This window comes from Roseateles rivi (assembly GCF_043555845.1).
GTDB classification, from domain to species: domain Bacteria; phylum Pseudomonadota; class Gammaproteobacteria; order Burkholderiales; family Burkholderiaceae_C; genus Roseateles; species Roseateles rivi.
Window position 1 is genome coordinate 266,881 of sequence record NZ_JBIGHZ010000005.1, and the last position, 16,555, is coordinate 283,435.

Below are 16,555 nucleotides of genomic sequence, written 5' to 3' on the forward strand. Positions count from 1 at the left end.
GGGGCTGCTCAAGGCGCGGCCAGGGGCTGTTCCGGCCCCATGGACGCAGCGGGGGGTTCCGGCGGGGGAAGGGGCCGCCAGTAGCGAGCCAGGCGGGTTCGCGCACAGCCCTGCTCCGCGGTTTGCGCCAAAGTCTGGTCGCTGCGCCAGCGCCAGGCCCCGCACTGCGCGGTGTTGACCAAGGGCACCCCCAGCGCGGCGTAGCGCTGGCGCACCTCCAGCGCCGGGTGGCCAAAGCGGTTGTTCGCCCCGGCCTGCACCACGGCCCAGCGCGGCGCCACGGCCTCGATAAAGGGCTTGCTCGAAGAACTCTTGCTGCCGTGGTGCGGCACCATCAGCACGCTGGACTGAAGCCCGGCAGCGCCATAGGCCGCCACCAGTTGTGCCTCCTGCGCGGCGGGGAGGTCGCCCGGCAGCAGCACCGAGCCCCCAGCGGCACGCACGCGCAGCACGCAAGAGCGCTCGTTTTCGGCCACACGGCGCGTCGGCGCCCCAGTCTGCGGCCAGGGGTGCAGCAGCTCAAACTCCACGCCATCCCATTGCCAGCGCTGACCAGCCAGGCAGGGCGTGGCCTGGGGCAAGGCGCCCAGCAAGCGGCGCGGCTGGGCGTCGCGCTGCACCGCCGCCGCGCCACCGCGGTGGTCCATGTCGGCATGGCTGACCATGAGCATGGACAAGGGCACCAGCCCCTGAGCCCACAGCGTGGGCACGACGATGCGCGTGCCGGCATCCTGACCGCTGGCCCATTGCGGCCCGGCATCAAACAGCAGCGTGTGCGAGCGCGTGCGCAGCAGCACAGCGCTGCCCTGGCCCACGTCCAGCGCCTGCAACTCCAGCACACCGGCGGGCAAACGCTGCAGCGGCGGCCACAACATGGGCAATAGCAGCAAGCCGCCCCAAGCGCGCCAGTGCAGCGGCCAGCGCGGCACCAACAGCAGCAGACCCAGCAAGGCCGCCGCCCAGGTCCACAAGGGGGCCACCGGCACGCGCCACACCGCCAGCGGCAGCTGCTGGCACCACTGCAGCCACAGCAGCAAGCCCTGCACGGCCAGGGCGCCGAGCAGCCACAAAGGATTGAACAGCGCCCCCAGCAGCGACAGCGGCGTCACCACCCAAGACACCCAGGGAATGGCCAGCGCATTGGCCAGCACGCCCACCACCGAGAGCTGCTGGAACAGCACCAAGCTCAGCGGCGCCAGCGCCAGGCTGATCATGAGCTGCACGCGCAGTGCCGCCCACAGGCTGCGCCACCAGGGCCTGACCACCGGGGCCGAAGCCGCTTGGGTGGTTTGTGCATCCGCCGCCATGAGCACAGCCACCGCCACAAAAGACAGCCAAAACCCCGGCTGCACCGGCGCCCAGGGGTCCCACAGGCAAATCCAGGCCGCGATCAACAAGAGGCTCAAATGCCGCGGCCAGCGCCAGCCCAGCTCGCTTTGCAAAGCCCACAGCACCAGCATCCACAACGTGCGTTGCGCGGGCACGCCCCAGCCGGAAAACACGGTGTAGAGCGCCGCAGCCGCCACCCCCAGCCAGCGCGCCGCGCGCGGTGCGGGCAGGACCAAACACAGTCTGGCGCTGCGCTGCCACAGCCGCTGCGCCAGGCCGCGCGCCAGCCACGCCAGCATGGTGATATGCAAGCCGCTGACGCTGAGCAAATGCGCCACGCCGGTGTCGCGCATCAAGGCCCAGTCCTGGGTGCTGAGTGCGGCCTGCTCGCCCACGCTCAGCGCCGTCAGCACACCGGCTTGGCGCGGGTCGCTCACCTGCTGGTAGAGGACGTCGCGCCAGCGCTGGCGCAGGTGGTCCACCGTCCAGACGCGTGGCGCGGCCAAGCGCTGAGCGGCGGGCTCGCGCACACAGCTGCCGCTCACGCGCACGCCTTGCTCCAGCAGCCACAAGCTGGTGTCGGGCAGATCCGGGTTGAAGAGCCCTTGTGCGGCACGCAGGCGCACATGCAAGCGCCACTGCTCGTCGGCCTTGGGCACGCTGGGCAAGTCAAAACAGCTCAAAGACAGGCGCGACACCACAGGCAGCGGTGAACCCACGCCGGGTGCAGCCAGTGACTCCACGTCCAGCGTCAAGCGCCAGCCCGTGCGTGCGCCCCAGCCCGCCAGCGGCTGAGGCAGGCCCGCGATACGCCCCTGCACCGCCAAGGTTTGGCCCTGCCATGCCGCGGGCAGGGTCTCGGCCATGCGCAGCTGGGCGCGCCAGCCCGCGTGGGCCAGGGCAAACGCCAGCGCCGCCACCAAGCAAGCGGCAGGCGCCTGCCGCGGCCAGCGCCAGGCCCACAGCGCCGCCGCCAAGCCCAGTGCCAGCAAGACGGCCCAGCACCAGGCGGGCGGCAGCTCAGGCGCCCACTGCAGCAGCGCGTGCCCCGCCAGCCAAGCCAGGCCCGCGCAGACCCAAGCGCCATAGCCGGGCCTGCCAGCGGCGCTGTGGGGTGCAAGATGCAATGAATGGCGGGCCATGGACGCAGCCTAGGTTGTGGCCGCGCGGCCATAAACCACAGTTCGAAGGAGGCTTCCCTGCGCCGAGTCAAAATAGCAAGCTTCAGCTGCAGCTAGGCTGCCCCCTATGCACGACGTGATCATCATTGGCGCTGGCCCCGTGGGTCTGGGCGCCGCCGCCATGGTGGCGGATCTGGGCCTCAAGGCCCTGGTACTGGAACAAGCCCCGCTAGAGCAGCTCCAAGAGCCGCGTGAAGACGGGCGCGAAATCGCCCTCACCCACCGCGGCGTGGCTTTGCTGCAAGCCTTTGGGCACTGGAAGCACATCCCCGCCGATCAAACTTGGCCGCTGCGCGCTGCGCGCGTGTTCAACGGCGGCAGCGCGCGGACGCTGGACTTTTTCAGCGGCGATGCCGGGGCCAGCGGTGTGGACCGCCTGGGCACGCTGGTGCCCAACCACCTGTTGCGCCGCGCGGCCTGGCTGGCCGCGCAGGAGCGTGGTGAGCGCGTGCAGCTGCGCGCCCAAGCCCAGGTGCGGCAGCTGGCGCTGGGCAGCACATCAGCCAGCGTGGGTTTGGCCTCGGGCGAGCGCTTTGAAGCCCGCTTGGTGATTGCCGCCGACAGCCGCTTCTCTGCCACGCGGCGCTTGGCCGGCATTGGCGCAGATCAGCTGGATTTCGGGCGCAGCGTCATCCTCTGCCGCATGCAGGTGGAGCGGGAGCACCAGCACACCGCGCTGGAGTGCTTCCACCACGGCCACACCATGGCTTGGCTGCCGCTGCAGCCGGGCGTGTGCTCGCTGGTCTTGACGCTCAACGGCGCCCAGGCACAGGAGCTGCTGCGCGCCACGGACCAAGACTTTCTGGCCTGGGTGCAGCAGCACAGCCAGGGTCGGCTGGGCCAGCTGAGCTTGGCCGGGCCGCGCCACCACTACCCGCTGGTGGCCAGCTACGCGCACCGCTTTGCCGCCCAGCGCCTGGTGCTGGCGGGCGACGCCGCCGTGGGCATGCACCCCGTGACTGCACATGGCTACAACTTCGGCCTCTACGGGCTCGAGACCCTGCGCCAGCAACTCAAGGCCCGCGCCGTGACCAACGGCAGCTGGGACCCTGGTGCGCCCGGTCCGCTGCAGGCCTATGCCCGCGAGCACCGTCAAGCCACGCGCACCATTTACCTGGGCACCAATGCGGTGGTGGGGCTCTTCACCAACGAGCGTCCGCTGGCGCGCTTGCTGCGTGATAGTGTGTTGCAAGGCGCGTCGCGCCTGCCACCGCTGCGCGCCTGGATCAACGCCCAGCTCACTGGCGCGCAGCGCTAAGGCCGCAGCGCCCTCTCAACATCTTTTCCGCACCTTCTCAGCGTCCCGCGGCCACGCCTTCGCGGCGCGGGTCGGCGGCGCCCAGCCAGCCCGCACTTTCGCGCTGCAGGCCGTGCAAGCCACTGGTGAGCTCGCGCTCCTGCACCTCGTGGCCACGTGCACGCAGGGCCTGCGCCGTGCTCGGTGGGAACTGCCCCTGCTCCAGCAGCGTCGGGCCGTTGAAGCTGGCGACATTGGGCAAATCCACCGCGCGCTGCAAATCCAAGCCCCAATCGTGCGTGCCCACCAGGGCCTTGGCCACGTAGTGGATGATGCCTGCGCCGCCGGGTGCGCCCAGTGTCATGAGCAGGCGGCCGCTGCGCGCATCAAACACCAGCGTGGGGCTCATGCTGGAGCGCGGACGCTTGAGCGGCTGCACGCGGTTGGCCACAGGCTGGCCCTTGGCGTCGTGGCTGAGCAGCGAAAAATCCGTGAGCTGGTTGTTCAGCAAAAAGCCCCCGGGCAGGCCACTGCCGCCATTGCTCATGATGCGCGAGCCAAAGCCCGCCTCGATGGTGGTGGTCAGGGCCACCGCTGAGCCCTCGCGGTCCACCACGCTGATGTGGCTGGTGCCCTGCTCCAGCTGTTCCGGATGCGGCGCCCAGGCCACGCTCAGCGGTGCGGGCACCCCAGCGGAAGCGCGCCCCATGCTGCGCGGGCCGATCAGCCCCGCGCGTTCGCGCAAGTACTGGGGCTGCAGCAGGCTGCTCCAGCTGCCGCCAGGCGCGGCCACGAAATCTGGGTCGGCGATATAGCGGTCGCGGTCGGCGTAGGCCAGACGTGCGGCCTCGGTGTAGGCATGCAGCCAGTCCGGCCCCGGCACGCCCTGCTGCCAGGCCTGCGCCAGAGTGCTGGCGGGCAGCATGGTCAGCAGCTGCATCAGCGTCAAATGCCCCGAGGACGGCGGCGGAAAGCCGCACACGCGCCAGGGCGCGGCGCTCTCGACACGCCAGTCGGTACACAGGGCGCTGCGCTGCACGGCGCGGTAGCTTGCCAAATCACTCAGGCTCATCAAGCCCGGGCGGCTGGGGTGGCTGCGCACGCGCTGCACGATGTCTTGCGCCACCGCACCGGTGTAGAAGGCATCAGCCCCCTGGCTGGCGATGCGGCGCAGCAGCTGCGCCAGCGCGGGGTTGCGCAAGCGGTAGCCCACCGGGCGGGCCTGGCCTTGCGCGTCGTAGTAGAGCGCCGCTGCCAAGGGGTCTTGGCGCAGATAGGGGTCTTGCTGCAGCAGCCCATGCAGCCGGGGCGTGAGCTCAAACCCCGCTTCGGCCTTTGCAATGGCCGCTTCAAACAACTGCGCCCAGGGCAGCCGCCCGTTTTTGGCATGGGCCTGCTGCAGCATGCGCAACAAGCCCGGCACCCCCACGGAGAGCCCGCTGGGCACGGCCTGCGCCATGGGCATGGCCTGGCCAGGGGCCAGCTCAAACATGCGCTCATGCGCGGCGGCGGGTGCGGTCTCACGCCCATCCCAGGCGCTCAATTGCTGGCCGTCCCACATGAGCAAAAACGCGCCACCACCCAGCCCGCTGCTTTGCGGCTCCACCAAAGCCAACATGAGCTGCGCGGCAATGGCGGCATCCAGGGCATTGCCGCCCTGAGCCAGCACCGCGGCCCCAGCCTGCGCGGCCAAGGGGTGGGCAGCGGCCACGCCCTCTGTGCTCAAGTGCCAGCCGGGTTTGTCGTGCCGGCCACTGGCAGCCTCTGGCTGCTGCTGGAGCTCGGGCACGGCCTGCGCCTGGGTGCTCTCCATGCCCGCGCGCGAGCTGCAGCCCGCAGCCAACACCAGCAGCGCGCTGGCCATCACGGCACAGGGTCTGGCCGTCAACCTCAGGTGTAGGATGCCCGCACAATATTTTTGTTTCTTCTCCATCATGTCCTCATCCAACAACCGTCCTGACGTCTACGCCCGCTTGCAAGAACTGGGCATCTCGCTGCCCCCGCTGGCCATTCCTGTTGCAGCCTACGTGCCTTTTGTGCGCACGGGCAACCTCATCTTCACATCGGGCCACCTCGCCAAGAAGGACGGCAAACCCTGGGTGGGACAGCTCGGAAAAGATGTAGACACCGCCACCGGCCAAGCTGCCGCACGCGCTGTGGCCGTCGACCTGCTGGGCACGCTGCACGCTGCTGTGGGTGACCTCAACAAGATCAAGCGCGTGGTCAAGCTGCTGAGCCTGGTCAACAGCACGGGCGACTTCACCGAACAGCACCTGGTGACCAATGGCTGCTCGGAGCTGATGGTGCAGGTGTTTGGCAACGAAGTCGGCGCCCATGCGCGCAGTGCCTTTGGCGTGGCGCAAATTCCGCTGGGCGCCTGCGTGGAAATCGACCTGGTGGCCGAGGTGCAAGACTGATGCGCTGCACCCTGCCAACGCCACGGCTGTTGCTGGCGCTGGTGGCCCTGGGCAGCCTGGCTGCTGTGGGCGTGGTCTATGTGGCACAGCACCAGTTTGGCGTCAAACCCTGCGCTTGGTGTGTGCTGCAGCGCGCGCTGTTCCTGCTGCTGGCCGTGGTGTGCGGGCTGGCCAGCTTGGCTGGCGGCGTGCGTCCGCTGCGCCTGACCCTGAGCGGCCTCGGCCTTGCCATCACCCTGGCTGGTTTGGCCTCGGCCTACTACCAGCACGAAGTGGCAGCGCAACAAGCCAGCTGCGCCATGGGCTTGGCCGACCGCATCGTGACCGCTCTGGACCTGGAAATGACTTGGCCAGAGATGTTCATGATCACCGCCAACTGTGCTGACGCCGCCACCTACCGGCTGCTGAGCCTGCCCTACGAGGTCTGGAGCGCGCTCGGTTTTGCCGCCGCCCTTGGCGTGCTGCTCTTGAGCCTGCGCCGGCGCTGAAGTCCACCACGCAAGGCTGCAAACAAAAAGGGGCTGTGCCATGCGCACCGCCCCTTTTGATTTTGTGGCGCAGGCCCGAAGGCCCGACGCCTTGGCTCAGTCTTGCTTGACGCAGTCCACGTAGTAGCGCTTCACGCCCGCGTCGTCGACCTCTTCCACCAGACCATGCACATCGGTGGCAAAGCCGGGGAAGCGGGTGTCGAATTCGCGGGTGAACTTCAGGTAGTCCACAATCTTTTTGTTGAAGCGCTCACCCGGGATCAAGAGCGGAATGCCCGGTGGGTAAGGCGTCAGCAACGAGGTGGTGACGCGGCCTTCGAGCTCATCAATGGCCACGCGGTCGGTCTTGCGGTGGGCGATGCAGGCAAAGGCATCGCTGGGCTTCATGGCGGGCTCCAGGTCCGAGAGGTAGACCTCGGTGGTGAGCCGCGCGATGTCGCCTTGCGCATAGGCCTCGTGGATGGACTGGCACAGGTCGCGCAGGCCCATGCGCTCGTAGCGCGGGTGCGCAGCGCAGAACTCGGGCAGGATGCGCCACAGCGGGGCGTTGCGGTCGTAGTCGTCCTTGAACTGCTGCAGCGCCGTCAACAGCGTGTTCCAGCGGCCTTTGGTGATGCCGATGGTGAACATGATGAAGAAGCTGTAGAGCCCCGTCTTTTCCACCACCACGCCATGCTCGGCCAGGAACTTGGTGACGATGGACGCCGGAATACCGGTGGGGGCGAACTGCCCGTCCATATTGAGGCCCGGCGTGATGATGGTGGACTTGATCGGGTCCAGCATGTTGAAGCCGTCCTCGATGGGACCAAAGCCGTGCCAGCGCTCGTTGGCGTGCAGCTGCCAGTCGTCGGCGCGGCCCACGCCCTCTTCCACCAAGCGGCCCGGGCCCCAGACCTTGAACCACCAGTCGCCGTCGTAATCGGCCTCCACCTTGCGCATGGCGCGGCGGAAGTCCATGGCTTCGGAGAGCGACTCCTCCACCAGCGCCGTGCCGCCGGGCGGGTCCATCATGGCGGCAGCCACATCGCAGCTGGCAATGATGCTGTACTGCGGGCTGGTGCTGGTGTGCATCAGGTAGGCCTCGTTGAAGAGGTGGCGGTCCAGCTTGACGTTTTGCGAGTCCTGCACCAACACCTGCGAGGCCTGCGACAGGCCAGCCAGCAGCTTGTGCGTGGACTGCGTGGCGTAGACCATGGCCTCCTTGGGCCGTGGGCGGTTTTTGCCCATGGCGTGGTAGGAGCCATAGAAGCTGTGGAAGGCCGCGTGCGGCAGCCAGGCTTCGTCAAAGTGCAGCGTGCCAATCCAGCCGTCGAGCTTGTGCTTGATGGTCTCGGTGTTGTAGAGCACGCCGTCGTAGGTGCTTTGCGTCAGCGTCATGATGCGCGGCTTGACGTTTTGCGCATCCACGCCCGCCAGCAGCGGGTTTTTCGCAATCTTGGCCTTGATGCTCTCGGGCGAGAACTCATGCTCAGGGATGGGGCCGATGATGCCGTAGTGGTTGCGCGTGGGCGTCATGAACACGGGCACCGCGCCGGTCATGATGATGGAGTGCAAGATGCTCTTGTGGCAGTTGCGGTCCACCACCACCACGTCGCCCGGGGCCACCGTGTGGTGCCACACCATCTTGTTGGAGGTGCTGGTGCCGTTGGTGACGAAGAAGCAGTGGTCGGCGTTGAAGATGCGCGCGGCGTTTTTCTCCGACGCTGCCACCGGGCCGGTGTGGTCCAGCAGCTGGCCCAGCTCTTCCACGGCGTTGCAGACATCAGCGCGCAGCATGTTCTCACCAAAGAACTGGTGGAACATCTGGCCCACGGGGCTCTTCAAAAAGGCCACACCGCCGGAATGCCCTGGGCAGTGCCAGCTGTAGGAGCCGTCCTGGGCGTAGTCCATCAACGCCTTGAAGAAAGGCGGCGCCAGGCCGTCGAGGTAGCTCTTGGCCTCGCGGATGATGTGACGCGCCACAAACTCGGGCGTGTCTTCGAACATGTGAATAAAGCCGTGCAACTCGCGCAACACATCGTTGGGCAAATGCTGGCTGGTGCGCGTCTCGCCGTAGACGTAGATGGGAATGTCCGCGTTCTTGAAGCGAATCTCTTCAATGAACTTGCGCAGGTTCAGCACCGCGGGGTCCAGCTCCGGCCCGGGGGTAAATTCTTCGTCGTCGATCGACAAAATAAAGGCGCTGGCCCGGCTTTGCTGCTGCGCAAACTGCGACAGATCGCCATAGCTGGTCACGCCCAGCACCTCAAAACCCTCTTTCTGGATGGCATCAGCCAAAGCTCGAATACCCAAGCCAGAGGTGTTCTCAGAACGGTAGTCCTCATCGATGATCACGATGGGAAAGCGAAAACGCGGGGTCATGAAGCCTCCGGGCACAACGCGCAAAAATGGAAAAGCGCCGAAGTGTAGGGCTTTCCTGTGTCAGTCTCGAACAGTGCTGAGCCCCGAACCCTGAACTGCGGAATTTAAAGAGCTTGGCTGCGCTTCAGCCTCGACACGAACCGCCAAAAACTGAGCCTAAACTGCGCCGCACAGCGCCTTGCGCTGTAGGAGCCCCAAATGAATCTGGAAGTCGCCACCCTGTGGTGGGTTGCATGCGGCGCGCTGATCGCCGTGGAGTTGTGGACTGGCACCTTCTACCTGCTCATGTTGGCCCTGGGCGCGGCGGCAGGCGCTGTTTGTGCCCACGCCGGATTGCCCCCATCCGCCCAATTGGCCACAGGCGCCATCGTCGGTGCGCTGGCGGTCGCGCTGTGGCACCGCCGACAACGCGCACGCAGCGCTGGCAAAGCCGATGCCGCCGACGCGTTGATGTCTCTTGACGTTGGCCAGCGCCTGCAAGTCGACGCCTGGCTGCCCGACGGCACGGCCCAAGTCAGCTACCGCGGCAGCACCTGGCGCGCGCGCTGGGTCGGCACCGGCCCCGCCCAACCAGGCCAGTGGGTCATTCGACAAGTTCAAGGCAATTTCCTGCTGTTGGGCGAAGCCTGAAGCCCCCTGCCACCACACGTACTCAACCAGGAGAAACACCTCATGACGGAAATCATTGCGCTGGTTTTATTGATCGTGGCCGTGATCTTTGTGATCCAGTCGGTCAAAGTCGTCCCGCAGCAAAACGCCTGGGTGGTGGAGCGCCTGGGGCGCTACCACGCCACCCTCACCCCGGGCCTCAACATCCTGGTGCCCTTCATTGACCGGCTGGCCTACAAGCACTCGCTCAAAGAAATCCCACTGGACGTGCCCAGCCAAGTCTGCATCACCAAGGACAACACCCAGCTCACGGTGGACGGCATCCTGTACTTCCAGGTCACCGACCCCATGCGTGCCAGCTACGGCTCCTCCAACTACATCCTGGCCATCACCCAGCTGGCGCAAACCACACTGCGCTCGATCGTGGGCCGGATGGAGCTGGACAAAACGTTTGAAGAGCGCGACCTCATCAACAGCTCCGTGGTGCAAGCGCTGGACGAAGCGGCCCTGAACTGGGGCGTGAAGGTGCTGCGCTACGAGATCAAAGACCTCACGCCGCCGCCCGCCATCCTGCACGCCATGCAAGCGCAAATCACCGCCGAGCGTGAAAAGCGCGCCTTGATCGCTGCCTCTGAAGGTCGCCGTCAGGAGCAAATCAACATCGCCACGGGTGAGCGCGAAGCCGCCATTGCCCGCTCCGAGGGCGACAAACAGGCCGAAATCAACAAGGCCCAGGGCGAGGCCGCCGCCATCACCTCAGTGGCCGAGGCCACGGCAGCGGCCATCCGCCAGATCGCCGCCGCCATCGAGCAGCCCGGTGGCCAGCAGGCTGTGCAGCTGAAGGTGGCGGAGAAGGCCGTCGACGCCTACGCCCAGCTGGCCCAAAAGAACAACACCATGATCGTGCCGGGCAATATGAGCGAAGTCAGCGGCCTCATCGGCACCGCCATGGCTCTGATGAAGGGCTCGGGCAAGACACCCGGCTAACACCACAGGCCAGCGCTGCCCGCAAAGCCGCGGCGGCAGCGCCCTGACTTTCAGGCGCCGTCAGCGCAGCACATCACCCAGGCAGATGTACTTGGCTTCCAGGTACTCGTCCATGCCCTGACGGCCGCCTTCGCGCCCCAGGCCCGACTGCTTAACGCCGCCAAACGGCACTTCGGCTGTGGCCAGCAGGCCGGTGTTGACCCCCACCATGCCGTACTCCAGCGCCTCGCTGACACGGAACACGCGGCTGATGTCGCGGGTGTAGACGTAGCTGGCCAAGCCAAACTCGGTGGCGTTGGCCAAGGCGATGACCTGTTCTTCGGTTTGGAAGCGGAAGACTGGCGCCACCGGGCCGAAAGTTTCTTCGCGCGAGCACAGCATGGCGGGCGTGACATCGGCCAGCACCGTGGGCTGGAAGAAGCGCTCGCCCAGGCGCTCGCCGCCTTGCAGCACGCGCGCGCCAAGTGCCTTGGCGTCGGCCACGTGGCGCTCGACCTTCTCCAGCGCCTGCCCATCAATCAGCGGGCCTTGCTGCACGCCAGGCTCAAAGCCATGGCCGACTTGCAGGGCCGCAGCCTTTTCGGCCAGACGCGTGACAAAGGCCTCGTAAACGCCTTCTTGCACGTAGAAGCGGTTGGCGCAGACACAGGTCTGGCCGGCGTTGCGGTACTTGCTGACCATGGCGCCCTCAACAGCGCTTTCAATGTCAGCATCATCAAACACGATAAAGGGCGCGTTGCCGCCGAGCTCCAGCGCCAGCTTCTTCACCGTGCTGCCAGACTGCGTCATGAGAATGCGCCCCACCTCGGTCGAGCCGGTGAAGGACAGGTGGCGCACCAACGGGCTGTCGCACAGCAGCTTGCCAATGGCAATGGAGTTGTCCGCGCTGGCGCTCAGCACATTGAGCACGCCCGAGGGCATGCCCGCGCGCTGTGCCAATTCAGCCGCGGCCAGGGCTGACAGCGGTGTTTGCTCAGCGGGCTTGATCACCACCGTGCAGCCTGCAGCCAGCGCGGGCGCCACTTTGCGGGTGATCATGGCCAGCGGGAAGTTCCAGGGCGTGATGGCCGCACACACGCCAATGGGCTGCTGCACCACCAGATAGCGCTTGTTGGGATCGGTGGTGGGAATGGTTTCGCCGTAAACGCGCTTGCCCTGCTCGGCATACCACTCCACAAAGCTGGCGCCGTAGAGGATTTCACCGCGCGCTTCCACCAAGGGCTTGCCTTGTTCAGCGGTGAGGATGCGCGCCAAGTCGTCGGCGTGCTGCACCAGCAGCTGGTACCAGCGCATCAGGATCGCTGCGCGCTCCTTGGCCGTCTTGGCGCGCCAGCCCGCCCAGGCGGTGTTGGCGGCGTTCACGGCCGCTTCGGCGTCAGCGGCGCTGAGGTCGGCCACTTCGGACAGCACCTGCCCGGTGGCGGGGTCTTCCACCGCAAATCGCGAGCCGCCGCCCACCCACTGGCCATTGATCAGCGCATCGGCCTTGAGCAGGCTGGGATCACGCAGTTGGGACTGTAAATCGATAGGGGTGGACATAAGAACTCCGAGGGCTGAAAGCACAACCTGATACTGGCAGCCATCCTAGCTGCTGTCGGACACCCTAAACGCGGGGGGTACCAGGCCAGCTTCTATAATCGAAAGCTTTGTCAAATCAAACACTTGACGGACCCCAAAGCCAACCCATGCGAGAGTGCGCGGCGCGCGCTGCATGACCGCTGGACCAACGCCAAAAGGATGGGCATGAAAGCCTCCGAGATCCGCAACACCTTTCTGAAGTTCTTCGAATCCAAGGGCCATCAAATCGTGGCTTCCAGCCCCGTGGTGCCCGGAGACGACCCCACGCTGTTGTTCACCAACGCGGGCATGAACCAGTTCAAGGACGTGTTTCTGGGCTTTGACAAGCGCGCCTACAGCCGCGCCACCACGGCACAAAAGTGCATCCGTGCGGGCGGCAAGCACAACGACTTGGACAACGTCGGCTACACCGCGCGCCACCACACCTTCTTCGAAATGCTGGGCAACTTCAGCTTCGGAGACTATTTCAAGCACGACGCCATCTCCTACGCCTGGGAGCTGCTGACGGGCCCCTTCGGCCTGCCGCCCGAAAAGCTCTGGGTCACGGTGTATTCCGAGGACGACGAAGCCTACGAAATCTGGAACAAGGTGGTGGGTGTGCCCGCAGAGCGCATCGTGCGCATCGGCGACAACAAGGGCGGCCGCTACCAGAGCGACAACTTCTGGATGATGGGCGACACCGGCCCCTGCGGCCCCTGCACCGAGATCTTCTACGACCACGGCCCCGATGTGGCTGGCGGCCCCCCGGGCAGCCCCGATGAAGACGGCGACCGCTACATCGAGATCTGGAACAACGTCTTCATGCAGTTCAACCGCACCGAAGACGGCGTGATGCACAAGCTGCCCAAGCCCAGCGTGGACACGGGCATGGGGCTGGAGCGCATTGCAGCGGTGCTGCAGCACGTGCACAGCAACTACGAGATCGACACCTTTGTGGCCCTGCTGGCAGCGGCCAAGGCAGCAGTGGATGGCGCCGGTGCGGGCGACTGCGACAAAGACAGCGCCTCGCTCAAAGTCATTGCCGACCACATCCGCGCCTGCAGCTTCACCATCGTCGACGGTGTCATCCCCGGCAACGCAGGCCGCGGCTATGTGCTGCGCCGCATTGCCCGGCGCGCCATCCGCCACGGCTACAAGCTGGGCGCACGCACGCCCTTCTTCCACCAAATCGTGCCCGAGCTGGTGGCCCAAATGGGTGAGGCCTACCCCGAGCTGCGGCAAGCCGAAAAGCGCGTGATCGAGGTGCTGCAACAAGAGGAAGAGCGCTTCTTCAAGACCATTGCCAATGGCATGGAAATCCTCGATGCAGCCCTGGCCTCGCAGCCCCAGCAGCTCGACGGCGAAACCGCCTTCAAACTGCACGACACCTACGGCTTCCCCGTGGACCTGACGGCCGACGTCTGCCGCGAGCGCGGCGTGACCGTGGACGAAGCGGGGTTTGCCCAGCACTTGGACGAGCAAAAGCGCCGCGCCCGCGAGGCAGGCAAGTTCAAGATGGCCCAAGGCCTGGCCTACAGCGGCGTGGCCACGCAATTCCATGGCTACGAGCACCTGGTGTGCGAGACCTCCAAGGTCGTGACCCTGTATGTGGATGGTGTGTCGGTGCAAGCGGCTGGCCCCGGTGACGAGGCCGTGGTGGTGCTGGACCACACCCCCTTCTACGCCGAGAGCGGCGGCCAGGTGGGCGACAGCGGCGAGCTGAAAAACGCCAGCACCCGCGTGGAAGTGACCGACACCTTCAAGATCCAGGCCGATGTGTACGGCCACCAAGGTCTGGTGCAAGAAGGCTCGATCAAGGTGGGCGATCAGTTCCTGGCCAAGGTCAACGCCGAGCTGCGTGCCAAGACCGTGCGCAACCACAGCGCCACCCACCTCATGCACAAAGCCCTGCGCGAAGTGCTGGGCAGCCATGTGCAGCAAAAGGGCTCGCTGGTCACGCCCGAGCGCACACGCTTTGACTTTGCCCACACCGCGGCACTGAGCGACGCCGAGCTGCAAAAGGTGGAAGCCATCGTCAACGCTGAAATCCTGGCCAACGCCGGCGCCCGCGCCGAGGTGATGGACCTGGAGAGCGCGCAAAAGAGCGGCGCCATGATGCTGTTTGGCGAGAAGTACGGCCAGACCGTGCGCGTGCTCACCATCGGCAGCACCAAGGAGCTCTGCGGCGGCACCCACGTGCATGCCACGGGCGATATCGGCCTGTTCAAAATCGTGGCCGAAGGCGGTGTGGCCGCAGGCATTCGCCGTGTGGAAGCCGTCACTGGCGACAATGCCCTGGCCTATGTGCACCAGCTCGAGCACACCGTGCACGCCGCCGCGGGTGCGCTCAAGTCGGCTCCGGGCGAACTCGCCGAACGCATCCATGGCCTGCAAGAGCACATCAAGCAGCTGGAAAAAGAGTTGGGCTCGCTCAAGGGCAAGCTCGCTTCCAACCAAGGCGACGGCTTGGTGAGCCAAGCCGTGGACGTGAACGGCATCAAGGTACTGGCCGCCGTGCTGGAAGGTGCTGACGCCGCCACGCTGCGCGCAACCATGGACCAGCTCAAGAACAAGCTCAAAACGGCGGCCATCGTCCTGGCCGCGATCGACGGCGACAAAGTCCAGCTGGCCGCTGGCGTGACGGCCGACAGCACCGCCAAAATCAAGGCGGGCGAACTTGTCAACCATGTGGCAGCCCAAGTGGGCGGCAAAGGTGGCGGCAAGCCCGACATGGCCATGGCCGGCGGCACCAATGCAGCCGCCCTGCCCCAAGCGCTGGCCAGCGTGCAGGCCTGGGTGGCACAACGCCTCTGAATCCCGCTACGCTTGACAGCGCCACTGCACCCCACACACCTCACGAGGGCCCGGTCGGGCCCTTATTCTTTGAAAGCACTGTGATGAACCCCACCCCTTTTGACCTCGACAACGCGCAGCGCCTGGGCGAGCTGCTGGCCCTCGTGGCGTCAGCCGTTGAAGGCGGCGCCCCTGCGGTCAGCCTGGACACGCTGGACGGCTACCTGACCGCCCTGGCCGTGGGCCCGGACGTGGTCGCGCCTGTCGAAGCCATGGACGCGCTGTTTGGCCAAGACTGGCCCGCCGCCCTGGAAGCCCAAGAGCAGACCGAGGCCTTTGTGGAAGCGCTGCACCTGCGCTGGAACGAAATCGCCGAGAGCGTGGAACCGCAACGCCTGATCGACGAACCCGAGCAGATGCACCTCACGCCGCTGATTGCTGAAATCGACGACGAAGCCAAGCGCGCGCTGATCGAGCAAGGCCTGATCACCGCCGAACTGGCCGAGCGCCTGCCCGCTGCTGGCGTGATGTGGGCCGACGGCTTTTTGCAAGCCGCCCAGCGCCCGGAATGGCAGCTGGAAGAAGACAGCGAAGCGGCCGAGCAGCTGGAAGTGATGCTTCAGGCGCTGGCCGCCTTGCAACTGCCCGTGGGCAGCGACGAGCGCGCGCAATACATTGCGGCCTCATACGAGCAGCCCGAAGAAGTCGACCACAACACCCTGGTGGACGACGCCCTCTTCACAGCACAGGACTTGCGCCTGTTCTGGCTGCAGCAAGGGCTCGCCGCCGACTTGAACGGCGACGACGACGAGCCCGCCACGCACTGAGCCTTAGCCCATGTGCAGACCACCGTTGCAGGAGAAATCTGCACCGGTGGTGAAGCCGCTGTCCTCGCCGGCCAGCCACGTCACGATGGAGCCAATCTCATCGGGCGTGCCCAGGCGCTTGACGGGGATGGTGGCGACGATTTTTTCCAGCACATCCGGCTTGATGGCACGCACCATGTCCGTGCCGATATAGCCCGGGCTCACGGTGTTGACCGTCACTCCCTTGTTGGCCAGCTCCTGTGCCAGCGCCATGGTGAAGCCGTGCATACCGGCCTTGGCGGCGGAGTAGTTGGTCTGACCGGCCTGACCCTTCTCGCCGTTGACCGAGCTGATTTGGATGATGCGGCCCCAGCCCTTTTCCACCATACCCGGCACCACTTGCTTGGTGACGTTGAACATGCTGTTGAGGTTGGTGTCGATCACGGCCTTCCAATCCTCAGGCGACATCTTCAGGAACATGCGATCGCGCGTGATGCCGGCATTGTTCACCAGCACATCAATGGCGCCATGCTCGCTGATGGCCTTGCCAAAGGCTTCCACGGTGGAGTCCCAGTCCGCCACATTGCCCACCGAAGCGTAGAAGGTGTAGCCATCGGCCTTTTGTTCCTCGAGCCACTTGCGGTGGTCGCGGCTGGGTCCGCAACCAGCGATGACCTTGAAGCCCTGGGCGTGCAGCTTGCGGCAAATGGCGGTACCGATGCCACCCATGCCGCCCGTGACGTATGCAACTTTTTGCTGACTCATCTTGCTTCTCCTTCGCCTCCGAGGC

General features: G+C 66.0%; 12 protein-coding genes. 7 read left to right on the top strand and 5 right to left on the bottom strand.

Features of this window, described 5'->3' with window-relative positions; genetic code table 11:
• Positions 1-8: 8 nt before the first annotated feature.
• Positions 9-2,471, bottom strand: a complete 2,463-nt coding sequence (locus ACG0Z6_RS13925) for a DNA internalization-related competence protein ComEC/Rec2 (RefSeq protein ID WP_394462394.1) — start codon at positions 2,469-2,471, stop codon at positions 9-11.
• Between the two features lie 106 nt (positions 2,472-2,577).
• On the opposite strand from ACG0Z6_RS13925, the gene ubiM reads away from it, so the two are divergent.
• Positions 2,578-3,768 carry a 5-demethoxyubiquinol-8 5-hydroxylase UbiM gene (gene ubiM / locus ACG0Z6_RS13930; protein ID WP_394462396.1) on the top strand — a complete coding sequence of 397 codons (1,191 nt, stop codon included), beginning with the start codon at positions 2,578-2,580 and terminating at the stop codon, positions 3,766-3,768.
• 37 nt (positions 3,769-3,805) lie between these two features.
• On the opposite strand, the gene ACG0Z6_RS13935 is transcribed toward ubiM, so the two are convergent.
• Entirely contained in the window at positions 3,806-5,611 is a 1,806-nt protein-coding gene (locus ACG0Z6_RS13935) for a gamma-glutamyltransferase family protein (protein WP_394462398.1), read from the bottom strand.
• Between the two features lie 70 nt (positions 5,612-5,681).
• Between ACG0Z6_RS13935 and ACG0Z6_RS13940 the strand changes: the two genes are divergently transcribed.
• Together ACG0Z6_RS13940 and ACG0Z6_RS13945 are read left to right on the top strand one after the other, a co-directional pair.
• Positions 5,682-6,164, top strand: coding sequence for a RidA family protein (locus ACG0Z6_RS13940; protein WP_394462400.1), 483 nt, complete (start codon positions 5,682-5,684; stop codon positions 6,162-6,164).
• Entirely contained in the window at positions 6,164-6,652 is a 489-nt protein-coding gene (locus ACG0Z6_RS13945) for a disulfide bond formation protein B (RefSeq protein ID WP_394462402.1), read from the top strand. Before ACG0Z6_RS13940 ends, ACG0Z6_RS13945 begins: the two co-directional genes overlap by 1 nt.
• Positions 6,653-6,748: 96 nt before the next feature.
• On the opposite strand, the gene ACG0Z6_RS13950 is transcribed toward ACG0Z6_RS13945, so the two are convergent.
• Entirely contained in the window at positions 6,749-9,013 is a 2,265-nt protein-coding gene (locus ACG0Z6_RS13950) for an Orn/Lys/Arg family decarboxylase (protein WP_394462404.1), read from the bottom strand.
• Between the two features lie 198 nt (positions 9,014-9,211).
• Here ACG0Z6_RS13950 and ACG0Z6_RS13955 point away from each other — a divergent pair, with 198 nt between their 5' ends.
• Both ACG0Z6_RS13955 and ACG0Z6_RS13960 read left to right on the top strand, forming a co-directional pair.
• The gene (locus ACG0Z6_RS13955) at positions 9,212-9,643 is read left to right on the top strand and encodes an NfeD family protein (protein ID WP_394462406.1); all 432 of its coding nucleotides are present in this window, start codon (positions 9,212-9,214) and stop codon (positions 9,641-9,643) included.
• Between the two features lie 42 nt (positions 9,644-9,685).
• Positions 9,686-10,609 (top strand): SPFH domain-containing protein, encoded by a 924-nt coding sequence (locus ACG0Z6_RS13960; RefSeq protein WP_394462408.1) that lies wholly within the window; start codon positions 9,686-9,688, stop codon positions 10,607-10,609.
• Between the two features lie 60 nt (positions 10,610-10,669).
• Here the strand turns inward: ACG0Z6_RS13960 and ACG0Z6_RS13965 are convergent, their stop codons facing one another.
• Positions 10,670-12,148 carry an NAD-dependent succinate-semialdehyde dehydrogenase gene (locus ACG0Z6_RS13965; protein WP_394462410.1) on the bottom strand — a complete coding sequence of 493 codons (1,479 nt, stop codon included), beginning with the start codon at positions 12,146-12,148 and terminating at the stop codon, positions 10,670-10,672.
• Positions 12,149-12,352: 204 nt separating this feature from the next.
• On the opposite strand from ACG0Z6_RS13965, the gene alaS reads away from it, so the two are divergent.
• Both alaS and ACG0Z6_RS13975 read left to right on the top strand, forming a co-directional pair.
• On the top strand, positions 12,353-14,980 hold the full coding sequence (gene alaS / locus ACG0Z6_RS13970) for an alanine--tRNA ligase (protein ID WP_394462412.1): 2,628 nt from the start codon (positions 12,353-12,355) through the stop codon (positions 14,978-14,980).
• A gap of 83 nt (positions 14,981-15,063) precedes the next feature.
• Complete coding sequence (locus ACG0Z6_RS13975; RefSeq protein ID WP_394462414.1) at positions 15,064-15,786, top strand: UPF0149 family protein; 723 nt, start codon at positions 15,064-15,066, stop codon at positions 15,784-15,786.
• Positions 15,787-15,789: 3 nt separating this feature from the next.
• Here ACG0Z6_RS13975 and phbB read toward each other — a convergent pair whose 3' ends face one another.
• Positions 15,790-16,530, bottom strand: a complete 741-nt coding sequence (gene phbB, locus ACG0Z6_RS13980) for an acetoacetyl-CoA reductase (protein WP_394462416.1) — start codon at positions 16,528-16,530, stop codon at positions 15,790-15,792.
• Between the last annotated feature and the right edge of the window lie 25 nt (positions 16,531-16,555).

Bases quoted from the DNA above. Each gene is read 5' to 3' on its own strand.
- ACG0Z6_RS13960 (WP_394462408.1), top strand. From the start codon at position 9,686: ATGACGGAAATCATTGCGCTGGTTTTATTGATCGTGGCCGTGATCTTT.
- ACG0Z6_RS13940 (WP_394462400.1), top strand. From the start codon at position 5,682: ATGTCCTCATCCAACAACCGTCCTGACGTCTACGCCCGCTTGCAAGAA.
- ACG0Z6_RS13975 (WP_394462414.1), top strand. From the start codon at position 15,064: ATGAACCCCACCCCTTTTGACCTCGACAACGCGCAGCGCCTGGGCGAG.
- ACG0Z6_RS13935 (WP_394462398.1), bottom strand. From the start codon at position 5,611: ATGGCCAGCGCGCTGCTGGTGTTGGCTGCGGGCTGCAGCTCGCGCGCG.
- ACG0Z6_RS13950 (WP_394462404.1), bottom strand. From the start codon at position 9,013: ATGACCCCGCGTTTTCGCTTTCCCATCGTGATCATCGATGAGGACTAC.
- ACG0Z6_RS13925 (WP_394462394.1), bottom strand. From the start codon at position 2,471: ATGGCCCGCCATTCATTGCATCTTGCACCCCACAGCGCCGCTGGCAGG.
- ACG0Z6_RS13945 (WP_394462402.1), top strand. From the start codon at position 6,164: ATGCGCTGCACCCTGCCAACGCCACGGCTGTTGCTGGCGCTGGTGGCC.
- phbB (WP_394462416.1), bottom strand. From the start codon at position 16,530: ATGAGTCAGCAAAAAGTTGCATACGTCACGGGCGGCATGGGTGGCATC.
- ACG0Z6_RS13955 (WP_394462406.1), top strand. From the start codon at position 9,212: ATGAATCTGGAAGTCGCCACCCTGTGGTGGGTTGCATGCGGCGCGCTG.
- ubiM (WP_394462396.1), top strand. From the start codon at position 2,578: ATGCACGACGTGATCATCATTGGCGCTGGCCCCGTGGGTCTGGGCGCC.
- alaS (WP_394462412.1), top strand. From the start codon at position 12,353: ATGAAAGCCTCCGAGATCCGCAACACCTTTCTGAAGTTCTTCGAATCC.
- ACG0Z6_RS13965 (WP_394462410.1), bottom strand. From the start codon at position 12,148: ATGTCCACCCCTATCGATTTACAGTCCCAACTGCGTGATCCCAGCCTG.